At 66.6% G+C, this 23,258-nt stretch carries 28 protein-coding genes; 20 read left to right on the forward strand and 8 right to left on the reverse strand.

Annotation, left to right across the window (positions count from 1 at the left end; genetic code table 11):
* Positions 1–42 precede the first annotated feature (42 nt).
* The 4 genes from F0U60_RS37540 to F0U60_RS37555 form a co-directional block, all read right to left on the reverse strand.
* Positions 43–342 carry a hypothetical protein gene (locus tag F0U60_RS37540; RefSeq protein ID WP_395806864.1) on the reverse strand — a complete coding sequence of 100 codons (300 nt, stop codon included), beginning with the start codon at positions 340–342 and terminating at the stop codon, positions 43–45.
* Positions 339–791 (reverse strand): hypothetical protein, encoded by a 453-nt coding sequence (locus F0U60_RS37545; protein WP_395806865.1) that lies wholly within the window; start codon positions 789–791, stop codon positions 339–341. Before F0U60_RS37545 ends, F0U60_RS37540 begins: the two co-directional genes overlap by 4 nt.
* 73 nt (positions 792–864) lie before the next feature.
* On the reverse strand, positions 865–1,101 hold the full coding sequence (locus F0U60_RS37550; protein WP_395806866.1) for a hypothetical protein: 237 nt from the start codon (positions 1,099–1,101) through the stop codon (positions 865–867).
* A gap of 8 nt (positions 1,102–1,109) precedes the next feature.
* Complete coding sequence (locus F0U60_RS37555; RefSeq protein ID WP_395806867.1) at positions 1,110–1,475, reverse strand: ParB/RepB/Spo0J family partition protein; 366 nt, start codon at positions 1,473–1,475, stop codon at positions 1,110–1,112.
* A gap of 400 nt (positions 1,476–1,875) precedes the next feature.
* On the opposite strand from F0U60_RS37555, the gene F0U60_RS37560 reads away from it, so the two are divergent.
* From F0U60_RS37560 to F0U60_RS37645, 18 genes are all read left to right on the forward strand, one after another.
* Positions 1,876–2,457 (forward strand): hypothetical protein, encoded by a 582-nt coding sequence (locus F0U60_RS37560; protein WP_395806868.1) that lies wholly within the window; start codon positions 1,876–1,878, stop codon positions 2,455–2,457.
* A 116-nt stretch (positions 2,458–2,573) separates the two neighbouring features.
* Positions 2,574–3,161, forward strand: a complete 588-nt coding sequence (locus tag F0U60_RS37565) for a hypothetical protein (RefSeq protein ID WP_395806869.1) — start codon at positions 2,574–2,576, stop codon at positions 3,159–3,161.
* The gene (locus F0U60_RS37570; RefSeq protein WP_395806870.1) at positions 3,161–4,780 is read left to right on the forward strand and encodes a terminase large subunit domain-containing protein; all 1,620 of its coding nucleotides are present in this window, start codon (positions 3,161–3,163) and stop codon (positions 4,778–4,780) included. Before F0U60_RS37565 ends, F0U60_RS37570 begins: the two co-directional genes overlap by 1 nt.
* A gap of 62 nt (positions 4,781–4,842) precedes the next feature.
* Entirely contained in the window at positions 4,843–5,235 is a 393-nt protein-coding gene (locus F0U60_RS37575) for a hypothetical protein (RefSeq protein WP_395806871.1), read from the forward strand.
* A gap of 29 nt (positions 5,236–5,264) precedes the next feature.
* Positions 5,265–6,626, forward strand: coding sequence for a phage portal protein (locus F0U60_RS37580; RefSeq protein WP_395806872.1), 1,362 nt, complete (start codon positions 5,265–5,267; stop codon positions 6,624–6,626).
* An 18-nt stretch (positions 6,627–6,644) separates the two neighbouring features.
* Positions 6,645–7,433 (forward strand): hypothetical protein, encoded by a 789-nt coding sequence (locus F0U60_RS37585; protein ID WP_395806873.1) that lies wholly within the window; start codon positions 6,645–6,647, stop codon positions 7,431–7,433.
* A 58-nt stretch (positions 7,434–7,491) separates the two neighbouring features.
* Positions 7,492–8,700: a phage major capsid protein gene (locus tag F0U60_RS37590; RefSeq protein WP_395806874.1), complete on the forward strand. Its 1,209-nt coding sequence runs from the start codon at positions 7,492–7,494 to the stop codon at positions 8,698–8,700.
* 34 nt (positions 8,701–8,734) lie between these two features.
* On the forward strand, positions 8,735–9,178 hold the full coding sequence (locus tag F0U60_RS37595) for a hypothetical protein (protein WP_395806875.1): 444 nt from the start codon (positions 8,735–8,737) through the stop codon (positions 9,176–9,178).
* 81 nt (positions 9,179–9,259) lie between these two features.
* Positions 9,260–9,835: an N-acetylmuramoyl-L-alanine amidase gene (locus F0U60_RS37600; RefSeq protein WP_395806876.1), complete on the forward strand. Its 576-nt coding sequence runs from the start codon at positions 9,260–9,262 to the stop codon at positions 9,833–9,835.
* Complete coding sequence (locus tag F0U60_RS37605) at positions 9,835–10,503, forward strand: hypothetical protein (protein WP_395806877.1); 669 nt, start codon at positions 9,835–9,837, stop codon at positions 10,501–10,503. Before F0U60_RS37600 ends, F0U60_RS37605 begins: the two co-directional genes overlap by 1 nt.
* Positions 10,500–10,841, forward strand: a complete 342-nt coding sequence (locus F0U60_RS37610; protein ID WP_203404472.1) for a hypothetical protein — start codon at positions 10,500–10,502, stop codon at positions 10,839–10,841. The genes F0U60_RS37605 and F0U60_RS37610 overlap by 4 nt, the downstream gene beginning before the upstream one ends.
* On the forward strand, positions 10,838–11,308 hold the full coding sequence (locus tag F0U60_RS37615) for a hypothetical protein (protein WP_395806878.1): 471 nt from the start codon (positions 10,838–10,840) through the stop codon (positions 11,306–11,308). Before F0U60_RS37610 ends, F0U60_RS37615 begins: the two co-directional genes overlap by 4 nt.
* 64 nt (positions 11,309–11,372) lie before the next feature.
* The gene (locus F0U60_RS37620; protein WP_395806879.1) at positions 11,373–11,771 is read left to right on the forward strand and encodes a hypothetical protein; all 399 of its coding nucleotides are present in this window, start codon (positions 11,373–11,375) and stop codon (positions 11,769–11,771) included.
* Positions 11,772–11,780: 9 nt separating this feature from the next.
* Positions 11,781–12,209, forward strand: a complete 429-nt coding sequence (locus tag F0U60_RS37625; protein ID WP_395806880.1) for a hypothetical protein — start codon at positions 11,781–11,783, stop codon at positions 12,207–12,209.
* Between the two features lie 38 nt (positions 12,210–12,247).
* Positions 12,248–12,658 carry a hypothetical protein gene (locus tag F0U60_RS37630; protein WP_395806881.1) on the forward strand — a complete coding sequence of 137 codons (411 nt, stop codon included), beginning with the start codon at positions 12,248–12,250 and terminating at the stop codon, positions 12,656–12,658.
* Positions 12,659–12,874: 216 nt separating this feature from the next.
* The gene (locus F0U60_RS37635) at positions 12,875–15,532 is read left to right on the forward strand and encodes a hypothetical protein (RefSeq protein WP_395806882.1); all 2,658 of its coding nucleotides are present in this window, start codon (positions 12,875–12,877) and stop codon (positions 15,530–15,532) included.
* 1 nt (position 15,533) lies between these two features.
* Positions 15,534–16,331: a hypothetical protein gene (locus F0U60_RS37640; protein WP_395806883.1), complete on the forward strand. Its 798-nt coding sequence runs from the start codon at positions 15,534–15,536 to the stop codon at positions 16,329–16,331.
* Positions 16,332–16,355: 24 nt separating this feature from the next.
* Positions 16,356–18,758 carry a fibronectin type III domain-containing protein gene (locus F0U60_RS37645; protein ID WP_395806884.1) on the forward strand — a complete coding sequence of 801 codons (2,403 nt, stop codon included), beginning with the start codon at positions 16,356–16,358 and terminating at the stop codon, positions 18,756–18,758.
* Between the two features lie 31 nt (positions 18,759–18,789).
* Here F0U60_RS37645 and F0U60_RS37650 read toward each other — a convergent pair whose 3' ends face one another.
* Genes F0U60_RS37650 through F0U60_RS37665 form a run of 4 tightly spaced genes read right to left on the reverse strand, consistent with a single transcriptional unit; the run spans position 18,790 to position 21,226 of the window.
* Positions 18,790–19,719 carry a hypothetical protein gene (locus F0U60_RS37650; RefSeq protein WP_395806885.1) on the reverse strand — a complete coding sequence of 310 codons (930 nt, stop codon included), beginning with the start codon at positions 19,717–19,719 and terminating at the stop codon, positions 18,790–18,792.
* 42 nt (positions 19,720–19,761) lie between these two features.
* On the reverse strand, positions 19,762–20,043 hold the full coding sequence (locus F0U60_RS37655; RefSeq protein WP_395806886.1) for a hypothetical protein: 282 nt from the start codon (positions 20,041–20,043) through the stop codon (positions 19,762–19,764).
* Positions 20,040–21,038 (reverse strand): hypothetical protein, encoded by a 999-nt coding sequence (locus F0U60_RS37660; protein WP_395806887.1) that lies wholly within the window; start codon positions 21,036–21,038, stop codon positions 20,040–20,042. The genes F0U60_RS37655 and F0U60_RS37660 overlap by 4 nt, the downstream gene beginning before the upstream one ends.
* A 59-nt stretch (positions 21,039–21,097) precedes the next feature.
* On the reverse strand, positions 21,098–21,226 hold the full coding sequence (locus tag F0U60_RS37665) for a hypothetical protein (RefSeq protein ID WP_395806888.1): 129 nt from the start codon (positions 21,224–21,226) through the stop codon (positions 21,098–21,100).
* 228 nt (positions 21,227–21,454) lie between these two features.
* Between F0U60_RS37665 and F0U60_RS37670 the strand changes: the two genes are divergently transcribed.
* Together F0U60_RS37670 and F0U60_RS37675 are read left to right on the forward strand one after the other, a co-directional pair.
* Positions 21,455–21,997, forward strand: coding sequence for a hypothetical protein (locus F0U60_RS37670; protein WP_395806889.1), 543 nt, complete (start codon positions 21,455–21,457; stop codon positions 21,995–21,997).
* Positions 21,998–22,006: 9 nt separating this feature from the next.
* Positions 22,007–23,179 carry a trypsin-like serine protease gene (locus tag F0U60_RS37675; protein WP_395806890.1) on the forward strand — a complete coding sequence of 391 codons (1,173 nt, stop codon included), beginning with the start codon at positions 22,007–22,009 and terminating at the stop codon, positions 23,177–23,179.
* Positions 23,180–23,258: the final 79 nt, after the last annotated feature.

Here is a 23,258-nt window from a genome sequence, read left to right on the forward strand (position 1 = left end):
TATGGGCGGGCGCAGTGCCCAGCCCGGGTGAAAGGGGAAGGGTCAGCGGCTGGCGCGGGGGGAGTCGGCCAGCTTCTCGATGGCGCGGGCGAGGCGGGCGAGCTCGCGGTTCATCGCGTCGAGCTGGGCTTCAATGCGTGCGGCCTGCTCGCGGGCGTTCGTCTGGGCGACGTTGACGCGGGCCAGTTCGCTCTCGGTGGTGCTGGCGCGGCGCTCCAGGCTGCGGACCTCGGCGCCCAGCGTGCCCCACTGCGCGGCCATCCCGAGCAGCGTGACGACGATGGGCACAGCCATGGTCAGCCAGGGCGAGGGCTTGGACTCGGGGGCGGGGGGCGTGCTCATGCCCGGCGAGAAGGGTTGTCATCGCCGCTGGGCTTCAGCAGACGACGAACGGCCGCCCACAGCGCCGGCACGTACGGCAGCGCCTTGCTGAGCATTTCCAGGTCGACACCTGCGCCCGACGGGAAGAGCAGCACCAGAGGGGCCGCAGAGTCGAGCACCCCGACCACGTTCCAGAGCGCAGAGGGGGTCAGGACTCGCTGCCATCCCCACCGCCCACCGTCGTGCTGCCGCGGCGGTGCAATAGACCTCCATGCCGCCAGGGAGTGAGCGGCGGCGACGAGCACGCACCGCACGACGTCGAACTGCACCTGCACCGTCAACGGCTCGCCGCTGGTTAGGAGGAGGAGCGCGGTACCTGCGGCGATGGCCACAGGCAGGAGGGCAGCAACGGCCTGAGCCAGGGTGGGACGACAACGAACGGAAGGGGACGGCTGAAGTTTGGAGTTCATGACGGCGCCTATTAGCCAGGCGCGTTGGGCCCTCCGGACGACGGCTCCGCGGCCCGTCAGCCTCCTGTAGTCGTCACGTTCCGACCTGGCGATCCTGCGCCTCCGAGGGCGGGCTCCAGCCTTCACGGCGAGCCGCCTCGAGGAGGGCGCGACCCACCGCGCGCGCACCGTTCGTGTCCCACGTCTGCTGCAGGTGCGCCAACGCAGCGAGCTCATCCCTGGTCAGGGAGAAGCGAGGGTTTCCCGCCACGCTGCCCTTCGGCGCCCGGCGCTTGGAGGGAGGTGTCTTGCTGGCGTCGTGCCGGGGCATGGCGCTACTCAGCCGTGCCGGAGGAGTTCGGCCGCCTCAGGGTCATGCTCGGCCAGCAGCTGCTCCAGTTGCTCCACGTCGGTGATGCGGTTGCCCTCGATGCAGAGGTCCTCGCCGTCCGCCTCGAGCACGCCATCGGGCAGGTCCACGAGGGCTACAGGCACCTCATCGAGGCGGGCGGCCTTGGCGGCCGCGTACCGGTGCGACCCCGTGAGGAGCCGCACGTAGCCGTCTGGCGACTCCCAGCCCAGCAGAGGGCGCCCGTCGTAGCCGTTGGCGCGCATGAGGGCGGTGAGCTTGGCCAGGCGCTCGCGGTCCTGCACTCCGTGGAACGGCACCAGCTTCGACAGCGCGACCTCGGATGCCTCGTACATGAACGCCTCCTGGTATGGGGATAGATAGCCCTCTATGACCACGACCTCAAGAGGGAGGGCCAGGACACGCGTGTCCTACATGCCAGGGTGCATCCGTGCGCACATGTGCGACACAGGAGCACCCCCACCCCCAAAAACCGCCTGCCCGGCCAAAAATAGGATTGCTCGGCGCCCTGCAATCCTGCGCTCGCGGTTACCCCACGGTACCCCTGCGGGCACTCCGGCCGAAACTGTCGGACGACCCCCCTATTTTTTGAGTTTCAGGCCCCTACCCCGGCCGTAAACGCGCGAAATCACGTCCTGGGCCCTGCCCGGAGGGGGTGTTGATCGGCGCAAAACTGGAGCGATCCACGCCCCTTCTCGCGGGTGACACCTCGCAGTCAGCCCATGGAGGGCACCCATGACGACCCCGACCAGCAACACCCCCGCCACCGCCGCCGAGACCTCGAGCTTCGGCCAGATCGGCTACGACGCGTACGGCAGCCACCCCGGCACGCACGGCGCCTGGAAGACCTTCGACGGTCGGCCCATGCCGCGCTGGCCCGAGTACACGGCCGCCGGCCCGGGCAGCTCCGGCGCTCTCACCCAGGAGCGGTGGGAGGCGGCGGCCCAGGCCATCATCGAGGCGTACGAGCGCCGCAAGGCCGCCGCCCAGTCCAGGTCGGGGCTCATCGCCGCCACCATCCAGGTGGATGCCTCGCAGGCCATGCAGACGCTGGCGGAGTTGGAGTCCCGGGCCACGTCCGTGTGCGCCACCCTGGAGAACATCGAGCAGTCCGAGGCGCTCGATGAGGGTCGCATCGACCCGTTCCTCATGGGCATCTCGGAGATCGCCGCCGCCACGCGCGACCTGGCCGAGGCCGAGCGAGCGCTCGCGGCCTGCGACGAAAGCGACGGCCCCGTTGCCCAGCTCATCACCGACGTGACGGAGGCGCTGCACTCCCGGGTGAAGGCCCTCGCCCATCCGCCGTCCGACGCCTGACGAGCAGCCCGGGAGGGGCGGTGTAGGCCCGTCCGCCCCTTCTCCGGGGCATGGCTCATCCCAGGGGAATGCCGCCGGAGCTGCTGGGCGCGTCCCCTGAGGGGGATGGGGCAGACGTGCCCGAGCTGCCCGATCCGCTGGAGGGCTACCACTTCCGCCCTGGTCGCCGGGGCCCGCGCACCACCCTCAAGAGCGAGATGGTCCCCGTCATCGCCGAGTGGCTGGCGCGGACGGGGGTGCTGCGCATCGCCGCGGCGAAGGCCGGCACCACCGAGGACTGCCTGGGGAAGTGGCTCTCCAGGGGCAAGGACGCAGCGGCCCGCCGGAAGAGCAGCATCTACACCGAGTTGCTCACGGCGTGCGAGGAGGCCTGGGCACACCGCTTCGCGCACCTCATCGAGCTGGGCGAGCGCACCGTCACCGACCGGCACATGAATCCGCGCTTCGTGACGTGGCTCATGTCCGTCACCGGGCCGAAGCACTTCACGGTACCGCGCGAGCAGGCAGCGCAGGTCCAGGGCAACGGACTGGGCCCGGCCTTCGAGCTGGTAACGCCCGAGGCTGCTGCTGCGAGCGTGCACGCCAAGCTGATGCGCTTCCTCGAGGAGGACGACAAGCGCAACGGGACGGAGCCGCCGGCACCTGCCGAGCCCTCACCAGCGTCCGCGGACTCGCCCGCCGAAGAGCCTGAGGAGTCCCGCTGATGGTCGCCTCGGCCGCCGTACAGGAGGCCGGAGAGAACCTCCTCGCCGGGCTCACCATCATCAGCCCCGAGACGCACGGGCGCTACTCGCTCTCGGAGCGCGCCGCTCTCAAGTTCCGTGAGCAGCTCCGCAAGGCGAGGAGGCTCGCCGCCAGGCTCGCCTCGGACCCGGAGATCAGCGCCCACCTGGAACTGAATCAGGCGAAGGTGCTCGTCGAAGACCTCGCCTCGGCTCCGGACCTCACCAAGCACCTGGGGCTGAATCAGGCAGAGGTGCTGGCCTGGTACTACGACCAGCGTCTCTGGCGTCGCCCGGTGCAGACGCCGCCCCAGGGCTACTGGCGCACGTGGTTCCTCCTGGGTGGGCGCGGTGCCGGCAAGACGTACGCCGGCAGCGTGGCCGTCATCGAGGAAGCGATGGCGGACCCGGAGGCCCGGATCCTCATCGTCGGCCCCACCGACAGTGAGATTCGGAAGACGCAGCTCGAGGGCCCCTCCGGCATCCTGACGCTGGCACCCCCGTGGTTCCGCCCCATCCATCGGCGGAGTAAGCGGACGCTCGACTTCCCCAACGGGGCGAAGGCCTTTTACGTCCCGGCGCAGAACCCAGACAAGCTGCGCGGCTACAACGTCAGCCTTGTCTGGGCGGATGAGATTGTCGCGTGGAGAAAGTCCCCGCTCGACGTCTACAACGAGTGCCGCCGCGTCGCGCGCATCCAGACGACGCGCATGCGCCAGCTCGGGCTCCCGGCCCGGCTCATCATCACCACCACCCCGGCGCCCACGCAGCTGTTCCGGGAGATTCTGGAGGACCGTGACGGCCTGGTGCTCTCGCGCTCGAGCACCTTCGACAACGCCGCCAACCTGGACAGCAAGTACGTCGCGTACGCGCGCCGCGTGCAGCACACCACCGAGGGCCGCCGGGAGTTCCTCGGCGAGCTCTTCTTCGCGCTCGACGCCTGCCTCTACCGGCGGGTGGACTGGAACGCGGGCCGGGTGGCGAGCGTCGAGGCCATCCCGCCGCGGCAGGGCAAGGCGCTCTTCGACAAGGTGGTGGTGAGCGTCGATCCCGCCACGGGGGAGAAGAAGAACAGCGACCTGCACGGCATCGTGGTGGTGGGCATCCGCGAGGAGGATGACGGCCTGCTTCACACGTACGTGTTGCAGGACCTGTCGCTCCAGTCACCCGAGCCCACCGCGTGGGCACAGGCAGCCGTCGACGGCGTCCACCGCTGGAAGCACCTCGCCCCGCCCCGGAAGACGTTCATCTTCGCCGAGACGAACACTGGCGGCTCGATGGTGAAGAGCACCATCCGGCAGGTGGATGGCAAGGTGAAGGTGAAGGGCCAGCGCGCCATGCAGTCGAAGGCCGAGCGCGCGGCTCCGGTGTCCGCCCTGTGCGAGGTGAACCTGGTGCACATGGTGGGCAAGCACCACAAGCTGGAAGACCAGCTGTCGAAGTTCACCGGGCAGGAGGGCGGCCACGGACGGGACGACCGGGCGGACGCCTTCGCTTGGCCCATCTACATGTACGTGTGCCCGAAGCGGCAGAACGCCGGAGCAGCTGGGCGCGGTGCGCAGCAGGCCCAGGCCGACGCGGAGAACGAGGACGACGAATAGGCGGCGCGCCCCTTTTTCTGGGCATGCCTACGCCATCCCTGCGCCACAAATTCCGCACCGCCATGTCGGCCCTACGTCTCTCCATCCTGCGTCCAATCCATGCCTTCATCGCGCAGCTGCGACCCGGAAGGAGCACGCTCTTCAACAACATCATCGTCAGTGTCACCCCTGCTACTGGCAACGAGGGCCTGCACGGCATCGTGGTGGTGGGAACTCGCGAGGGAGCCACCGGACAATGGCACACGTCCGTGCTGGAGGACCTGTCACTCCATGCGCCCGAGCCCACGACCTGGGCGAACGTCGCAGTGGACGCCGTCCACCGTTGGAAGCATCTTGCACCCCCGAAGGAGACTTTCGTGCTTGCGGAGACCAACACGGGCGGAGCGATGGTGGAGAGCATTATCCGAAGCGTGGACGTCAACGTAGAAGTGAGGTGCGTTCGCTCCATGCGTTAGATGGAACAGGCGCGCCCCTTCTCCTGGGCATGCCCGCTCCCTCTCTGCGCTACCGGTTCCGTGCCGCACTGTCGGCCCTGCTGCTCGGCCCTGGGGCCGGGCAGCCCATCATCCACGCAATCCCTATCACCACGTTCCACCCGCGCCGCGACAGCCGCGCTGTGCTCGACGCATACGCGGAGGACGCGTGGTTCCAGGCAGTGGTGGATACGGTGGCGGACCCGCTGGCCGCTACCCGCTTCCGGGTCTTCAAGCCCAACCCGCTCCGCTACCAGCCGGGCTCCTTTCGCGCCAAGGCGGCACAGGCTTCGGTGAGGGCCATGGCACCGGACCTCCGCGCGAAGTACCTCGCCGACGCGTCCGCCTCTGGCGAGTGGGTGGAGTTGGAAGACCACGAGCTGCTGCGCATCCTCTACGCGCCCCACCCGGAATACCCAGGGCAGTCCTGCCTGAAGCTGCTGGCGGTGTACCGAATGCTCCCGGGTGAGGCATTCCTTTGGTTGCGCCGCTCCGTGTCTGGCGCGGTCGTCGGGTACGAACCCATCCCTCCCCACTGCGTGACGACGACGCCCACGCCGCAGGACCCGGCCTTCTTCATCTCGTACAACCTGTTCGCCGGTCGGGTGCCCGCCTCTGATGTCGTGTGGCTCAAGGGGTTGGACCCGCGCAACCCAGCTGGGCGCGGCCTGGGCCGAGGCACCGCCCTGGCGGACGAACTCGACACCAGCGCCGCCATCCAGGCCGCGCGCAAGGCCACCTTCAAGCGAGGCGGCCTGCCCGCCGCCGTGGTGGGCGTCGACGAGGGGACTGCCGGTGACGACAGGGCGGAGGAACTCCAGGCGGACTACGAGGAGCGCTTCACCAAGCCGGAGAGCGCCGGACGCGTCTGGTTCGTCAACGGGAAAGTGACGCTCTCCCAAATCCAACAGGATTTCCGCGCCCTCCAGATGGATGAGGCAGCCGCCGGCCTGGAGCGCCTGGTGCGTCAGGTGTTCAACGTCCCGCCAGGAATGATGGGGGACTCCGCCGCCGGCACGCGCGCGAGCGCAGAGGAGGAAAAGTACACGCTGGCCGACAGGGCGATCGCGCCGTGGCTCGACAAACTCGTGGCCGAGCTGAACCACGGGCTCGTCCCGCGCGTCGACCCGGACGCGGTGCTCATCGCGGATGACCCGCGCCCGGAGTCGTGGGAGCGCACCTTCAAGGTTGTGACGTCGGCGCCGAACGAGGGCGTCACCTGGAATGAGGTGCGCGCCCTGGGAGGGCTCCCGCCGGACCCGGAACTCGAAGGGAAGCGCCCGCGCCCACTGCCTGGCGCCCAGCCCGTGCTCGACACGCCAGCTGCCCCCAGCAATCCGCCGCCGCCCCGCGGCGACGCCGAGCGCAGGTAGCCGCCGCTTCTCCCGGACATGAAGACGCGAGGCCTCTCTCTCAAGCTGATGGACTCCACCCCGCGGCTCTCCGTTGCGACGGCGGAGGGTCCGGTGTTCGCCATGCTGGACCCTCCGGGCGTTGTCGATGCGCACGGCGACACCATGGACGCTGGAGCGCTTCGCCTGCCCGAGGGTGTGAACGAGGTGCCCCTCTACTGGGTGCACTCGTACCACGTGGGCGTCGTCCCCGAGGCCTCGCCTGAGCAGCGATTGCCCGTGGGCTCCGCCACTGTCTGGGAGGAAGAGGGGCAGTGGTACTTCATCCCGCGATTCAACCTCCTGACGGACCTCTCCCAACAAGTGAAGGCCGCGGTTGAGGCGGGCGGAATCACCGCCTGCAGCATTGGGTACGGGACCGTCCGCGCCACGCCCAACGGCAAGGGCCCCGATGGCAAGGGTGAAGACGTTCACGAAGCGAGGCTGCTCGAGGTGAGCCTTGTCGATGTTGGCGCCAAGGCTGGCGCCGTGAGGATCAAGATGGCTGACGAACCGAAGAAGCCCGAGGAGAAGAAGCCGGAACCACCTGCCGTCGACATGGCGGACATGTACACGATGGTGAAGGCCATCCACGCGAAGCTGTTCCCGCCCGAGAGCGAGGCGAAGCCGCCCGAGTCCGAGGACAAGGCCACCGAGCCGCCCGCGACGAAGGACGACAAGCCTCAGACCGAAACTCCTCAGGACGAGAACGCCAGCGAGAACGCGGCGCCTCCCAGCACGGAGGACGAGGACCCTGTCACGAAGTGGCTGCGCGACCTCGCTGCGTAGCCACCCGCCCCTTCTCCACGACGAACGGACACCTCCCTCTCACACGGAGCCGCGTGCAATGTCTCCCAAGCCCCAGCCGTCGCCTGCCAACCCCCAGCCCCCTGCCCCGCCGCCTATTCCTCCTGCGGTGGCCGCCGCCATCGAGCCCATCGTGGTGAAGACCGTTGAGGCGGCGATGGCCTCCCGCGCCGCTGCAGCGCCCGCCCCCCCCGCGCCCGTGGTCACCGGGGTGCGCGACCTGCAGATGGACCCCGAGGAGGGCAAGATCTACGAGGCCCGAATGGGCGTGGTGCTCAAAGCCGCGTACATCACCCGGGCCCGCGCTCTTGGGCTCGACAGGAGCAGCGAGGCGCCGCTGCGCGAGCAATACGCGCGGCTCGATCAGTACCTGCTCAAGTGCAAGAGCGTCGGGGCGTTCGCGAGCCTCTTCGGCCAGGGCGCCGAGTCGCTCCCCGTGGTGCAGTCCACCGAGATCATCGAATTCCTCCGGCCGCGGATGCTCCTGATGAAGGCGGGGGTGCGCCGCATTGGGGGCTACGGAGGCAAGCTCGTCATCGGCCGGCAGAACACCGGCGCCGTCGCCTACTGGGTGGCCGAAGGCGAGCCCGCCCAGAAGACGGAGGTGAAGGGTGGACTGGTGGAGTTGGGCGCTCACAAGGCGATGGGGCGCGCGCAGATCTCCAATGATCTGCTCCGCCGGGGTGACTCAACGGCCTCCGCACTCGTGGGGGTCGACGTCCAGAAAGCGATGTCCGTCCTGTTCGATGAGTCCGGGCTCTTCGGCAAGGGCAACAAGCAGCCGCTGGGGCTCCTCAAGGCGATGGACCAGACGATGAAGTCGGACATCACGGGCGTCACGCTCCAGAACAAGCTCGACGACATGGACGCGCTCCCCGCCGCCGTGGAGGACAAGGAGCACGACATGGACGAGTCGGCCTTCTACTTCATGGCGGCCAAGACCTTCTGGCACCTGCGGGCTCAGCGTGATGAGGGAGGGTGGGTCTTCGAAGGCCTGCGCGACATGAAGAACCCCACGCACAACGGCTGCCCCGTCCTGCGCTCCTCCATCCTGCGCGACAAGAAGCTCATCGGTTTCGGCATCGCCTCGGAGCTGTACTTCGGCGCGGCCACGGAGATGAACGTCACCATGGGCGAGTCGGGGGACGACTTCGCCAACGACCTGCAGCACGTCCGGGTCGTGGGTTACGCCGACTGGCAGCTCCGCCACCAGACGGCGTTCGCGGTCAAGGAGAAGGTCACCTACTAACAGCGGGCCCAGCCCGAGAAGGACGGAAGACACGATGCTTACGGTCGTCAGGAGCAACATCGGCGCCTACATCGACGCGGACAACCTGGCCCTGTCCCCCGCCGCCCGTGCGGCGGGCTCGCGCCAGGGCACCACGTTCGACCCTGGGCGCTTCGGGTCGGCAGTGCTGGTCGGCTTCACCGGAGCCACCACTGGCACCCCCACGGCCATCGAGGTCACCTACGAGGTGGAGACGCGGGATGGCAGCGAAGAAGACAACGAGTGGGTGACGTTGAAGAACATGGATGGAGCAGCCGTGGAGCTCACGGTCTCCGCGGCCAACACGGCTGCCGAACTGGACATCGACTTCCAGCACATCCCCGTGGGACATGACGAGCTGCGCGTGGTGGAGACGGTGAGCTTCGCCGACGGCACCACACCCACCGTGGTGACGGGCGCGCTCATGGTGATGGGTGGCTCGTCCACCCTGCCCATCTGACGCGACGTCCACGCAGCACTCACGGCCGGGGAGCACCCCTTTTCTGGGGTGTCTCCCCGTCGCCATTTCTGGAGGCTGCTCATGGACACCCCCGTCGTCATCGACAACCCGTCCCCCAATCACAGCGCTCGCCTGGGGACGAAGGTGGACGTCGTTCTCCTGCACCACACCGGTCCCGGCACGGACGAGGGCGTGCTCAGCTGGTTGTGCAGCCCCCGCTCCGTGTCGTCCGCCCACTACCTCGTCGGCGTGCACGGCACCATCTGGCGCCTTGTCGACGAGGGCCGCGCCGCGTGGCACGCAGGCAAGGGCTGTCTTCCGTGGGAGACCGAGCCCTACAACTTCAACCTGCGTTCCGTCGGGGTGGAGGTGGTGAACCCCGGCGACGGGAAGAAGCCCTTCACCGAGGCTCAGTACCGGGCGCTGGAGTGGCTGGTGCCCAGCATCGTTTCGCGCATGCGAGGCACCGCGTGCGCCGTGTTCGCTGGCTGGACGCCGGGCCTCTCGCTTGGGTTCCCGTTCAACGCTGGGCAGCGGTACGTCTTCGGCCACCGCGACACGGCCTGGCCACGCGGGCGCAAGGTGGACCCCGCCGACAACTTCGAGTGGGTGCGAATCCGCCAGGCGCTGGCGGCGCAGTCCTCGGGGGCGGTGTGATGGCGAGCGAGCTCGACTTCACGACGCTGGCGCGCGCGGCCGCGCGGCTCAAGGTGGCCACCACGAACGCCGAGCTGCCCGCGCTCATCACCGCGGCGAGCCAAGCCCTGGCGGATTGGCTGGGCTACGACGCCCACCTGCGCGAGAACGTCCAGGAGACAGTGCCGAGCGAGGGCGGCCGCGTCCTGTTCCTCCGGGCCGGGGCGGTGCGCCGCATCGTGTCCGTCACCGTGGCCGGCGCCGAGGTGCCCCCCAGCGAGTACTTCCTGGAGAGTCCCAGGTACGGGCGCATCCTGAACCGCCGCGGAGGCTGGCCTTTTACGGGGCAGTGGACGGTCGGTGTCGCGCCCATGCCGCTCCGTGCCCACGACACGGGAGAGATCGTGGTCACCTACGACGCGGGCTGGCGCACGCCCGGCCAGGTGGCCCTGGCCCTCGTAGCGGACCCGGCGAGCACCCTCACCAGCGACCTGCCGGCGCCGCTCGAGGAAGCCGCGCTCATCACCCTCACGGCCCTGCGCTCCGGCGCAGGGAGAGACCCCACCGTCATCAGCCGGAGCATCGGCGGTGGCTCCGTCACATGGGCGGCTGACCGCACCGCGGTGCCCGCCCTGGCCCAGCAGCTCGCGCGCCCCCACCACAAGTCCACCCGGAGAAAGCAGTCATGAGCCTCTTCCTCGAGGACATGCGCGAGACGTTTCACCTCCGGCGGTTCCTGCGCATGACGGACAACAACCGCCGCGAGGAGTACGGCCCAGTCGAGCCGCACCCGTGCCGCTGGGCCCCGGGCGCTCGTCGCGTCCAGTCTGCCGAGGGCAAGCAGGTGGTGGCCACCGGCACCCTCTACACCACGGCCGTCATCGCACAGGAGGACCTGGAGAAGGTGCTGATCTGGCTACCGGGGGCGGACCCCGCCGACTACAAGCGCAGCCGCAAGCCAGTGCAGAGCTTCGTCCACAAGGACCTGGAGACCGGCAGCTTCGACCACAGCGAGGTCGTCCTGTGAGGCTCCGGGACATCGAGCTCGACGTGGCCACGCTGCTCGAGGCCGCGGGCCTGGGCACGCTCTCCGGCGACACGCCCACCCTGTACCCGGGACCCTTCCCCACCAGCGCCCCGGACGAGATGATTGCCGTGATCGACGCAGGCGGCGACCCGCCGGAGAAGTACCTCGCCGACACGGGACTCAGTCTCCACCGGGACACGGTGACGGTGCTGGTGCGCGGCACCCGCTCGCCGGGCAGCGACAAGGAGACGGGGGACCGGGCACGCGCGGCCTGGTCTGCGTTGTATGACCTGCAGCCCGACGGATACGTGCGGGTAGAGCCCACCGAGGGCAGACCCACCCGGCAGACACCAGACGACGAGGGGCGGCCACGGTGGGTCTTCTCCGTGGAGCTGGAGTACCTGAGCGCCAGCGCCCCGGGCGCCGTGGTGCCCCAACTCTCACCAGAGGACGTCCCTCGTCGCTAATGAGCCGCCCCTTCTCTGGGGTATGGCAAGTAACCGGGCATACCGAGCGCGCGTGAAGGTGGAGGTGGACACCTCCGACCTGGAAAGGCTGCGCTCGCAACCCCAAGTCGTTCTTCGCGACCTGGATCGCGCCGTGCTCGATGCGACCCAGCGCGGCATGGACCAGGCAGCATTCAGCGTCCCGCGCGGCGGAGCTCCGGACGATCCGCTCGACCTGGCTGACACCGCTTTTGTCAGCCTTCCGCACCACAACGCGGAGCGCATGTCCACCACCGCGACGGGCGGCTACGCGCACCCGCAGGCTGGCCCCATCCACGCGGGCTGGCACTTCGGTGAGCAGACGATGAATCCCCCACCCAATTGGCTGCGCAACGCCTTCAAACGCGGCGTGCGCTCGCTGCTGCGCAAGGGCGTGGCCGCTCAGCTGAGGAAGTCCCTGGCGAAGCTCTTCCCCCAGAAGTGAGGCAGATACATGTCCGACGTAACTCTTACCCACAAGGTGCCCATCCACATCACCGCCGAGCCCGACGAGGTGCTCTCCGACGCGAACAAGCTGGAGGGCGGAACCACGTTCAGCGTCACCGAGGCGGACGAATTCGAGGAGCACAAGTTCCTCAACTCGGATGGGTACACCGAGAACGAGCCCGTGTGGTCGACCGTCACCGGGAGCATCGCCGGCACGCGCAAGACGGGGAGCGCCACGCAGGCGGTGATGGAGACTGCGAGAAAGACCAAGACGCCCTTCTACATCCACGTGGTGGAGAACCCCACGGCCTCGTCCGGCAGCAAGGGCCAGCGGTACTGCGTCTTCATCGAGTCCAACGAGAAGAACTACGAGCCCGGCACCACGCTCAAGTTCAACTATCCGCTCAAGTTCAAGGGCGGCCCCACCGCTTTCTAGTGGCGTCACCCCAATCCCTCTCAACGGAGACACATGCAATGACCAACCTTAAGACCAAACTGGGCAATGCCACGTGGCGCAAGTACACAGACCTCACCATCGACATCGATGGCGAGCCCATTGCACTCATCATTCGCCGCGCCCCAGAGGGCGTAACGACTGAGGTGCTCGATGAGGCGAGGAAGGCGGGAGACGTCGACGAAGACGGAAAGCCCACGAGCATTGGCGGCGCGATGCGGCTTCTCGCGCGCACCATTGCCACCGTGCTCTTCGAGCCGGGCGCGGTGCGACCTCTCTTCGACAGAACCTCTGACGAGGACCTCCAGATCATCATCAGGGCCCCCTGGCTTGAGCACGTGCGGAACGATGCCCTCGCGGCGTTCGGGGCGGCCGGCGCAGTGCTGGAGAAGCTGAAGGGAAACTCCGAAGCGACCCCGATCGAGCAATAGAGATCAGGGTCGCACGCTTCCAGGGGTGGACGGAGCAGGAGACGGCAGCGCAATCCTTGAAGTGGATTATGGAGATCGCAGCGGACCTCCTGCTCGAGCAAGAGAAGGACGCGCCGGGCAGGTCCTCCGACGCTGCACCGGGCCCAGCCCCGGGACGAACGCGGGTCACCCGCACCACACAGTACAGCGCGGCGTAGCGTCGCGAGGAGCAGCAGCATGGCTGGAGCTGGCAACGGACCCGGCGGGCTCAAAGTCGGCGACCTATATGTCGCCGTAACGGCGTCCATTGGCGAGCTGGTTAAGACCATGGGCCAGGTGGTGGACGCTGTCGAAGAGGCCGCCGACCAGATCGAAGAGAACATGAGCAAGGCAGCAGCTGCCATCGGCGACTTCTCCGAGGGGCTGCTGTCCGTCGCCGGACTCGCCGCTGCATCCGTCGCTGTGGCGGGCCAGACGTCCTACGCGGCCTCGCAGGAGCTCGAAAGGCTCAAGGACTCCACCATGCTGCTCGGCCGAGAGGTGGGGGAGGTCTTCCTCCCTCTCGTCCGGGAGTTGAATACGGTCATCAAGACGACCATCGCCACCTGGCGGAATCTATCGGACACGCAGAAAGCAAACATCGTCCAGATGGTGAAGTACTCCGCGATCGTCGGCGGCGTGGGGCTCGCCATGGTGCGGACGCTCATTTTTACCAAGTCCTTCTTCGAGGGAACGGTGGTGCTCGTTCGCGCCTTGCGTGTCCTGGGCACCAGCCTGATGGCCACCAAGGCGGTGACGACACTCTTCGCCGGCTCCGTCGAGAAAGCCGGGTGGGCACTCGTCTATCTGCGACAAGCGACCGTCGGCCAGGTGTTCGCGCAGATGACGTCAGGGCTGACGTCCTTCACCTCCTCACTTAAGGAGCTGCCGAATGCAACGAAGGGACTCGGCAACTCCTTTACAGCGCTACTGCCGAAGATCGGCGCCGTCGCGATCCCCCTACTCGCCGTAGCCGCAGCCGTGGGCGCCATCGTCCTGTTCGCAGGGTCGCTCTACAAGAGCTGGGACAACATCGTCCACCTCTGGAAGGAAAGCACCGCCGACATCGTAGACAAGATGAAGGACCTCGGAGAGAAGGCCGCGAACTTCTTCGGCGAACTGATGGGTTCCGTGACGGGATTCATCTCCAAGCTCGCCACGGCCATGCTCAACGCCGTCTTCGACAGGGTGAAGGCGGTCGCCAAGTATCTCGAGGCGGTGGCCTGGAGGCTTGAGGCCGACAGACTGGCCAAGAACCTCGCGCAGGTTCAGAACCTCTCGGCCGAGGCCTTCCTGAAGAAGGTTGAGGACGGAGTCTCCGCCATCGGGGGCGTCATTAACGACGCGGCCGCTACTGCCGGCAAGGCCCTCTCGGACGCAACAAAGACCGCCCGCGAGAACGTGACGTACGGCCTCAAGCACAGCCTGGAAGGCGCGGAGATGCTGGGCAAGGACCTCGCCAAGGCACTGCACCTCGATGAGCTCATGGCGCTCAAGGACAAGCTGCTCGGCGCCGTGCCCGAACTGGGCGACCCCAACTCCGTCACGGTGCCCACCGAGAAGGAGACGAAGACGGTCGGTGAAGCCGAGAGCGACTACCTCAAGCGGTTGATCCAGCGGAGCGACGACATCATGGAGGCCTACCGCTCCATGTTCGCCAAACAGGCTCTGAGCGCGGCCGGCCTCGTGACTGGGGCCCTGGTGGAGGCGGCACTGGAGGTGAAGAAGAGGTCCGACGAGATCACCCAGGTCATGCGTGAGGCCCGTGACAACCTCAAGGGCAAGCTGATGTCGCGGCTGGGCGACATCGTCGACGTGTTCGACTCCTTCAAACAGGGGCTCGCCGCATCCGGTGGCAACCCGCTGGCGGGTATCACCGCCATGCTCGGCGACCTGCTCATGAGGTCCGAGGGATTCGAGACCATCGTTACGATGGTCACCAACCTTCTTCAGATGGTGGCCGACTCGCTGGGGCAACTGCTCACCCCGCTGCAGCCGCTCATCGGCGCCATCGGCTACGTCGTCCAGGCGCTCATGGGTGCACTCACGCCCGTGTTCCAGGTGCTGCTCCAGGGAATTGAGCCGCTGATTCCAGTCATTGTCATGGTGGGTGAGGTGCTCAACGCACTTGCCCCGCTTTTCCAGATACTCGCCGGGGTGCTTCAGATGCTGCGAGCCCCCATGGACCTGCTCGTCGGCGTGGCCCTTCGGGGGTTCTTTGAAGGCGTGCGGTGGCTCGCGATTGGCATCCTGGAAATCGCCAAGGGCATCAGCGGCGTCTGGAATGGCATCATCAAGGCTATCCAGTCTGTGTTTCGAGCAATCGGAGACATCGAGATATTCGGGGCCAAGCCGTTTGACTTTATGAACGACTGGGCCAGGAGCCTCAACGACGCGAAGATCTCCACCTCGGGGCTGAACGACAGCATCAGCAACCTGCGCGACATGACGTGGGATGCGGCTCGAGCCAAGGCCGAGGAGACGGCGGAGGTCCTGAGGAACCGCGAGGCCCTGGAGAAGGCAAACGAGAGCCTGTCCAACGTGCCCAGCACGTGGAAGGTGACGCTTGCCCGCTTCAACGCCCAGCGGGAGCGCGATGGGCAGACGGGACGTGGCCCTCTTCCTGGCGACACCTACGTCACGTCGACGCAGCCGGCGAGCTCGCCCTCTGCCCCACCCGCCACCGGCAGTCCGCAGGGATCCTCGGGACCGCTGGTGGGCATCGTGAACATCTCGACGCGCGATCTCTTCGCCGGCCTGCAAGACCTGCAAACCAAACTCGGTGAGATCGCGTACCGGCACCGAGGCTCCGTGGGCAGGGTCCTGGGCGCAGCTGGACGACTGGGAGGTGACTGACATGGCCCTCGTTACGCTCAATGGCGTGGAGGTGGAGTGCACCGACTCGGAGTGGGAGCCGGTGTGGCTGGGCGAGGTGGTTCGGTCCATCAACGGGCTCCCCCGCTCGACTCAGAGGATTCAGACGAAGCGCAACTTCCGCTTCACCACCGGCCCTCTCTCCGCGGGAGAGGCGGATGCGCTGCGGGCGCTCATCGACGGTGAGGGGCACGTGCTGACCTTCGATGATGGCTCGTCGTCCACGTCACACCTCTACACCTCGCGAGAGGTTGCGCCGTCGTTCGTGAGCGCTGGCGTGGCGCGATCCACGACGGTACGAAAGAAGGGGCTCGCCGGACTCACTGTGCCAGCCAACCAGCTCGTGAACTGGGACCTCGGCTTCGGCGTGTACGAGCCGGGGACATTCATCGGATGGGTGCGCGAAGGCGCCGGGCTGTGGCGGCACGTCATCAACACAGTGGAGCGGCTGTACATCGACGGGGTGCCATCTGCCGACGAATGGCTCTTCGGGTACATCGCCGGTGGAGGCCTGCTCCTCGGTGATATTGATGGCCAGGGCGTCGCCACCGCCTTCGATGACGTGGTGGCCCTACCCTTCGAGGTGCCCGAGTCCTGGGTGCCGGGGCTGTACGCCTTTCACAGCGCGCACACGTGGCCTGGGCCCTCGCAGGTGTGGGCAGAGGGTCCACGCTTCCCCCCAGGCGGGCTGCTGTGCGTTGGACAGGCCGGCACAGCGAAAGCGGGCCCACGGCTCACCACCATCTCCGAACGCTTCGACTTCACCCTCTACGGCACCTGAGCCAGCGCGCCCCTTTTTCGGGGCATGCGCCCTCTCCTCGAGCAGCAACTGAGGCTTCTCCGCTCGTCCGCGCCCTACTCCATTCGCGGCCGCGTGCGCGTGCTGTTGGGAAGCACCTGGTACGACCTGGCCAACCTCTTCGGCCGCGACTTCCTGGACTCCGTGGACGTGGACGAGGGGCTCGACAACCCCGTGGGGCAGGCCTCCGTCCGCGTCATGCGCGAGCTGCAGGGGCTCAGCCTCGCCCCACTCATGGAGACGTCGCGCGCCAACAACCTCCCCGGGAGCTACGCACCACTCCTGCAGGCAGGGCGGCCCTTCCGCGTGGAGGCGGCGGTGGTGCCGCTGGGCTTCGAGCCGCATGCCCCTGCCTGGCGTCCGCTCTTCTTCGGGCGCATCGATCGGGTGGACTCCGGGCCCGAGATCATCACCTTCACGGGCCGGGACATGGCGGGCGTCCTCCAGGACGTGTGGGTGCCGGAGGGCACGTACGGCAGTGACGACGGCACGCCGCTGGAGACGGTGAGCAACAAACTCCTCGTGGCCGCCAACCTCTCTGACTTCGCCCTCTACACGCCGGTGGCCTCGCTCCAGTTGCTCGGCAAGTACAAGCAGGAGCGCCAGCCAGCCATGGACGCCCTGTCGAGCCGGGCGACTGGTCGCGGCTGGGAGGTGCGGTGGAAGCTTCGGCCGGACACCGGGGACTGGGGTCTGTGGCTGTGGGGCCCGGACCGGGCGGGCACTACGCCCGTGTGGACGTACGGGCCGAGCGACTACCAGTACCTCGGTGAGTTCACCATCTCGCTCGAGAACGTGCGCACCCGGGTGGAGGTGACGTACTCGGACGAGGAGGACCTGGACGCGGCCGGCCAGCCAAAGCGCAAGACGGTGGCGCGCGAGGACACCGCGGCGACGCAGCGCTACGGGTACATCACCTCCGCAGGCGTCGCGCTCCCGCGCACCATGTGGTTGGCGGAGGCCACAACGGGCGGCATCCGCACCCACGCTGAGGCCGTGCGCCTCGCGGAGGCCGGCCTCGCGGATCTCTCCACGTGCGACGTCGGCGCTTCGGTGGAGGTGCGCTTCCACCCCGGCATCGAGCTCGCCGATCTGGTGCAGCTCGCCCCCAACGGCTACCACTTCACCACGCCCCAGGTGCTGGCCGTGCGCCAGGTGACGCACACCCTCACCAGCACGGACGGCAAGACGCGGCTCGCCCTCAACGGAAAGCCTTCACTCGGCGCGCGGCAGTGGCTCAACCGCAACGCGGACGGGTACACGGCCCCTACGGTCACCTTCACTGGGCCTGCGGCCCCTTCAGGGCTCTCGGTGACGAACTCAGTGACGGGGGCCGTGCTGCTCTTCACCGCGCCCAACGTCACCTCCGGGGGCTCCGTGCCCGAGGAGTATGAGCTCCACGTCGGCACCTCGCCCGGCTTCACCCTCTCCGCGGCGACGCTGAAGGCGGTGAGCAGTTCCACGCGCTTCGACCTGACGGGGCTCGCCGCTGGCGTCCCCTACTATGCCCGGGTGCGCTCGAGGGACAGGAGGGGGAACGTCGGCCCGGCCTCCGATGAGGTGGCGCTGACACCTCGCTATGTGGAGCCACGACTACTCCAGCCACTTGTGTCGCTGGCCCAGTCGCTGCTGCTCAACAGCGACTTCGAGGCCGCCAACGATACGGGGGCCCCTCCCGATGCCTGGACGATGGCTGCGGGTGTGTGGGGTACAGACGTCGCCCTGTCCGCTGATGCCTATACAGGCGCCCGCTCGGTGGTGCTCGTGAACAACGGAGGAGCGCTGGTATCTGGATCCGTCAGCGTGCGCCCTGGGGGACGCTACTCCGTCGACGTGGCGGCCAAGGTGGCCAGTACCCTGTCTGGTCTTCTGGTGAATGTGGAGTGGCTGAATGCAAGTCTGACCACAATCGACAGCTCCACCCCAGAGCCAAGCAACCTCGCAGCCAACACATGGGGGTACGTGCGCACGGTGGCGGTGGCCCCGGCCGCAGCGCGATACGCGCGCGTGCGTCTGTCCAAGCCGAACGGGAACGGGGCGCTTGCCTGGGTGGACTCCGTGGTGTTCGCACAGGTGGATTCCGTGGAGGAGTCCCCCACCCTGGTGTCCACCGTCACTGGTTATCAGAACGGCTGGACAGCCTACGCCACCAACGGCCGGCAGGGGGCGAGCTACTACCGCGACGGAGCTGGGCGCGTGCACGTCGAGGGGATGATCGGCGGCGGCGCCAGCAACACCGTCGCCTTCACCCTCCCCGTAGGCTACCGTCCCCTCGCAACTCGCGATTTCGCGACGACGTGCAGCACCGGCCCTGGATACGTCGAGGTCGGCACGAACGGTGACGTGCGGATTGTCACCGGGTCCGCCGCATGGACGAGCCTCTGCGGCATCAACTTCCGTGCGGCATGAGGTGCCGAACACGGCGGGGACGCGTTGCGGCTTACTCTAGAGCAGAGATGACGGCCCTCCGCTCAGCGTCAGTCGCGCCCCAAATAGAGAAGAGAATGCGTCCCCTCTGGATAAATGTCTCGCCACCGAGCGGAACATCCTCAATGGCTTGGCGATAGCGCGACGCGGCCTTGCTTGTGTGAAATTGCTTTACACCAAGCTGCACACCATTTTCCGTCTGATATCTAAACGAGCGGGGCGCAACAATCGACTCCTTGTTCTCCGTTTTGCATAGCAGCACCACGCCTCGTGAAGCGGCATACACCTCTGCCTCCTCGATGAGGGTTACGCGAGCTGGAGCAGCGGGACGCACGCTCCCCTGAATAGCAGCAGCAGCGCTGGCCGGATCACACATCGCGTCCTTGTCGTGCGGTGCCTGCACAGCATCAGGCGCTGGAGTGATGGACGTATCAGGCAAAGGCGCAACGTTGGTGGTAGCAACCGTGGTTGGTCGGGGTGCCGCGCTTGTCGCGCGCACCGCCTCAAGCTGCCGTCGCACCTCATCGAGCTCCTCTTCGGCCTTGCGGCGCGCAGCCTCCGCTGACTTGGCGTCATCCTCTGCCTTGCGCTGAGCCGCCTCGGCTACCCGCTTGGCCTCTTCAGTGTTCCGCTGGGCAGCACGGAGGGCATCTCGCTCAGCAAGCGATGTGGGAGCCGCGCAGTGATACTCCGCCTTCATCCCCGGGACGATCCCGCCGGTGAATACGCCAAGCAGCCAGCCCCATACGGGCATGTAGGTCTCGACCTTCGCGATGCCATGGGTGCACAGCCGAGCATCAGCGGTTACCGTCGTCAGTCCAACGAAGCTCACGCCACTGTCGGAATCCCTCTGCCCCGAGCGCGCCGCGGGTGAGTCCACGACTACGCGCAGGCAGCCCGTCAATGACAGGCACATCAGCACTACACACACGAATCGCGTCACCGGTCCCCTCCTGCCGGGGACCCTACCCGCCCCTCGGTAGCGTCACAAGCCCGCGCAGGCGGCGCAGTCGACCGCCCAGTGCTTCCCGCCTCCGCTGGCACCGTTGTCCTCGAGGAGTCGTAGGCGCCCGGCCTGAGCCTCCACCCACGTTCCGCACCGGCACCGCCCTGCCCGTCGGTTAGGGCGGTGGACGGCGGGTGCCCTGGAGCACTGGGGCTCGGGATGGGCCAAGCCCAGCTCGGCGGTGAAGTCCGCCTCCTCTCTCTTGCGGACGAGCTTGCCGCAGGCCCGGCAGGTACCGTCCTTCTTGGCGATGATGATCATGACTCCAAGCTCCTAGACATGCCGGCCCGAAGGGTCGCCAGCCCGCGCTCCCGGGCGGCCAGCAGCTCCGGGAGGGAGCACTTGAGGCGACGGGCGAGCTCTGCGTCCGAGAGCCGCACCCGAGACAGCCCCAGGGGGACGGCCACGGCGAGGCGCTCGCGCTGGGGGAGGCGGCGGAGAGCGGCCACCGCGGCGGAGCCCAGCTCGAGCGTCCGCCTCTCCTCGGCCTGCTCCTCGTCCCGCTCGTCGGCGAGCAGCTCGGCCTCGCGCTCGTCGGCGCGGGTGGCCCCCAGGGTGAGTCCGAGGGTGGTGGCGTGGTCCGCGCCCTCCGTCTTCAGGGCCTCCTCGTACGTCACCGTCGGCTCGCGCTTCATCCGCTTGCGCGCGCGGGCGGCGAGCTTCCTCCCCCAGTGGGTGGGGCCAATCAGCTTGCCGTCCTCGAGCACGTTGCCCAGGTGCTGCCGGACGGCCTTCTTGACGTAGGCCGGGTACAGGGTGCGGCCAAGCCCAGCCCACCCGGGGGTGAAGCCCTTCCACAGCTTCTGGGCGCGGAGGAGGGCCTCCTGCAGAAGGTCGTCCCTGTTGAGGTGGGTGCGCTCGTGGTGCGCCAGGGCGTGCGCCACCTCGCCCTTGAGGAAGGGGGTGAGCAGCTGCAGCAGCAGGGCCTCGGCGGCGCGCTGCCTACGGCCGCCCTCCGCGGCGGAGCGCACCTCGGCGAGGGCCGTCTCCATGGCCTCGGCGAGCTCCGGCGTGAGGAGGCTGTCACTCCTTGAGCGGCGGAAGGGCAAAACCCGTTGTCGGGTGTCCACCCCGGGGAGGGTGCGCTGGCGCAGGTGGGGCCGGTGGGCCCGCTCCCTGCGCTGCACCTGGCGCGTGGGGACGGAGATCGGCAGGGACAGCTGGGTGGGGGACTCCAGCGCCTGCGGCCGCGCTGTCCTCACGAGAGAGGACGCGGGCGGTGTGGCTCGGGACAGGTACGGTGCTGGACAGGCCATCCTCTATCCGTGCCACAGGTGCAAAAAAGTGCACGGAGTTGGCCAAGGACACTTCCCTGCTACTGCACAGCGGGAGCCGGGAGGCCCCAGTCGCGGGCAAAGGCGAGCACCTGCGCGCGGACGTTCTGGAATGCGCAGCCCAACGCCACGCGCTCGTCCGCCAACTGCTCGACCCAGTCGAGTTCCACGACGGACTCGCCTGTGATGTCGTACGCGTGCAGGCGCCACTTAGCATGTTTCGGTAAGGACCCCTTCTGTCAGGCTGCTCCTCCTGCGGAGGAGTTGCCGGGCTATCTGCCGAAACCGGTTCTTTGGCGCATTGTGAGCCAGCTACGCAGGGGGGGTTGACTTTTGCACGAAAGCCAACCTTTGATGAGAGACGTCTGCGCAGCACAAGACTCAAACAGGGAGGGGAAATGAGGCCAAGCATCTTTTTGTTGATCTGCTTCATCTGCTTGTCCGGACGCGCGAATGCCCAGCTTTTTGGGGGTGAAGCCTTTGAGCGTATCTTAGCTGAGCAGCGCCTAGGCCAGCCAGTGCTCTTGAATGCAGAACAAGAGATTGGCAAGCGCCACAATATTTTATTGCTCACAGCAACATTGCCTGTTGGCTTTACAGAACTCCGCGTGAAGGACGGAGAAGCGACTCTTGGCAATAAGCTCGAAATAGGGGGCGGAGCCGCCTTGATGATTGGCAAAGGCATTTACAATGGCGATGGCAATCTCACGCTGTCGCCAATGGTGATGCTAGGGGCGGCATTGAATGCCGGCATCGGGGACGGTGGGGGCGATGAGATAAAGGGGCGTTTTGGCGTAAGCGGCTTCCTTGGCTTGGGCCCAATAGCAATCAGCATTGGCCGCGACCTCATTACAGATACAACCTATTATGGACTCAGCGCCCGAATTGACGCATTCGTCCTTGGCGACGATGCATTCATCCCGCTCGCTGTGTGGAAATAGGAGCCTCAAATGAGCATTAGGCATTGCAGAGTCGGATCGTTTCTTGTGTCTCTTGCAGCGGTCGGCGTTGTTTTGACACCAAATCTCGGTTTTACTTTGGATGCCCTCCCAAAAAAACCAAATCACGAAACACCACATACACCACATGCACCACAAAACACACACACAAAGACTGCCACTCATGGCACAACCAAGACGGGCGCGTCCGCCAGCAAAACACTCGATGCACTCATTCTGGTGGACAGCGGAGAGGCCGCAACACCCACGACAGCACAAGAGACACAGCAGCTCGATGAGAGACTTTTTGTTCTAGATGCAGCTGTGGACGAGGAAAATCGCTTTCCATTTGTTGTAATGGTCACATCTTCCGATCCATTAATTGCGAACAGAGGGAGATGTAGCGGCACCCTGCTTAGCCCTCGCATTGTTCTCACAGCTGGACATTGTGTGTGTGCAATGAAGCCAGCCACCACTCCAGGTGACGAAGGGAAAGCGCTTATCGACAGCTCTGACTGCACTTCTGAGATCGACGTAACTACTGTTCGCTATGAGCCGGTAACCATTATGACCAAGAAAGGACCGCGGCAGCGCTATGAGCTAAGGAGCACACCTCACGGTGTTACGGATGTCATTCCTCATCCCGACTTGAAGATCCTCATCACTATGGCAAACAACAGGGAGGTCGTTTTCTCAAGCAATGCTGACCTGGCCCTCCTGGTTCTCGATAGAAATACACAAAGCACCTGGGGCAGCGTAACACTCGCAGACGCGGAGGCAAGAACTAGTGAATCAGGAACGATGGTAGGTTTCGGCTTCGACAAAATAGTCGGAGGGATTTATGGACACCGCCGCTCCGGAAGGAACGCTATATCAAGCACCTCCATTGACGGAGGCAGAAAAATTCAGGTAACGCAGCCAGGACCGCATATTTACAGAGGTGACAGCGGAGGACCCTGCCTGCGAGAAGATACGGGAGGGGGCGCGCATTCAATCATTGGGGTTGCAAGCCTTGGTACTGGCCGGACGTCGACCTTTACCAATACGTACTTTTATCAAGATTGGCTGCGTGGCGAGATACAACGCCTACAAACAGCCGAAGTGGCGGAGGCGATTGAAGACGCTCGGCCTGCACCTCCTTCCGATATCACTACCCAGCCAGCCCAACCGCAAACATCCCCTTAAGAACTAGGTTTCGTAGGGACCCCGGCAACTCCTCCGCGGAGGAGCAGCCTGACGGGAGGGTGTCCTACCGAAACAGGCT

The organism is Archangium minus (assembly GCF_044360475.1).
In the GTDB taxonomy this organism is placed as follows: Bacteria; Myxococcota; Myxococcia; order Myxococcales; family Myxococcaceae; genus Archangium; species Archangium minus.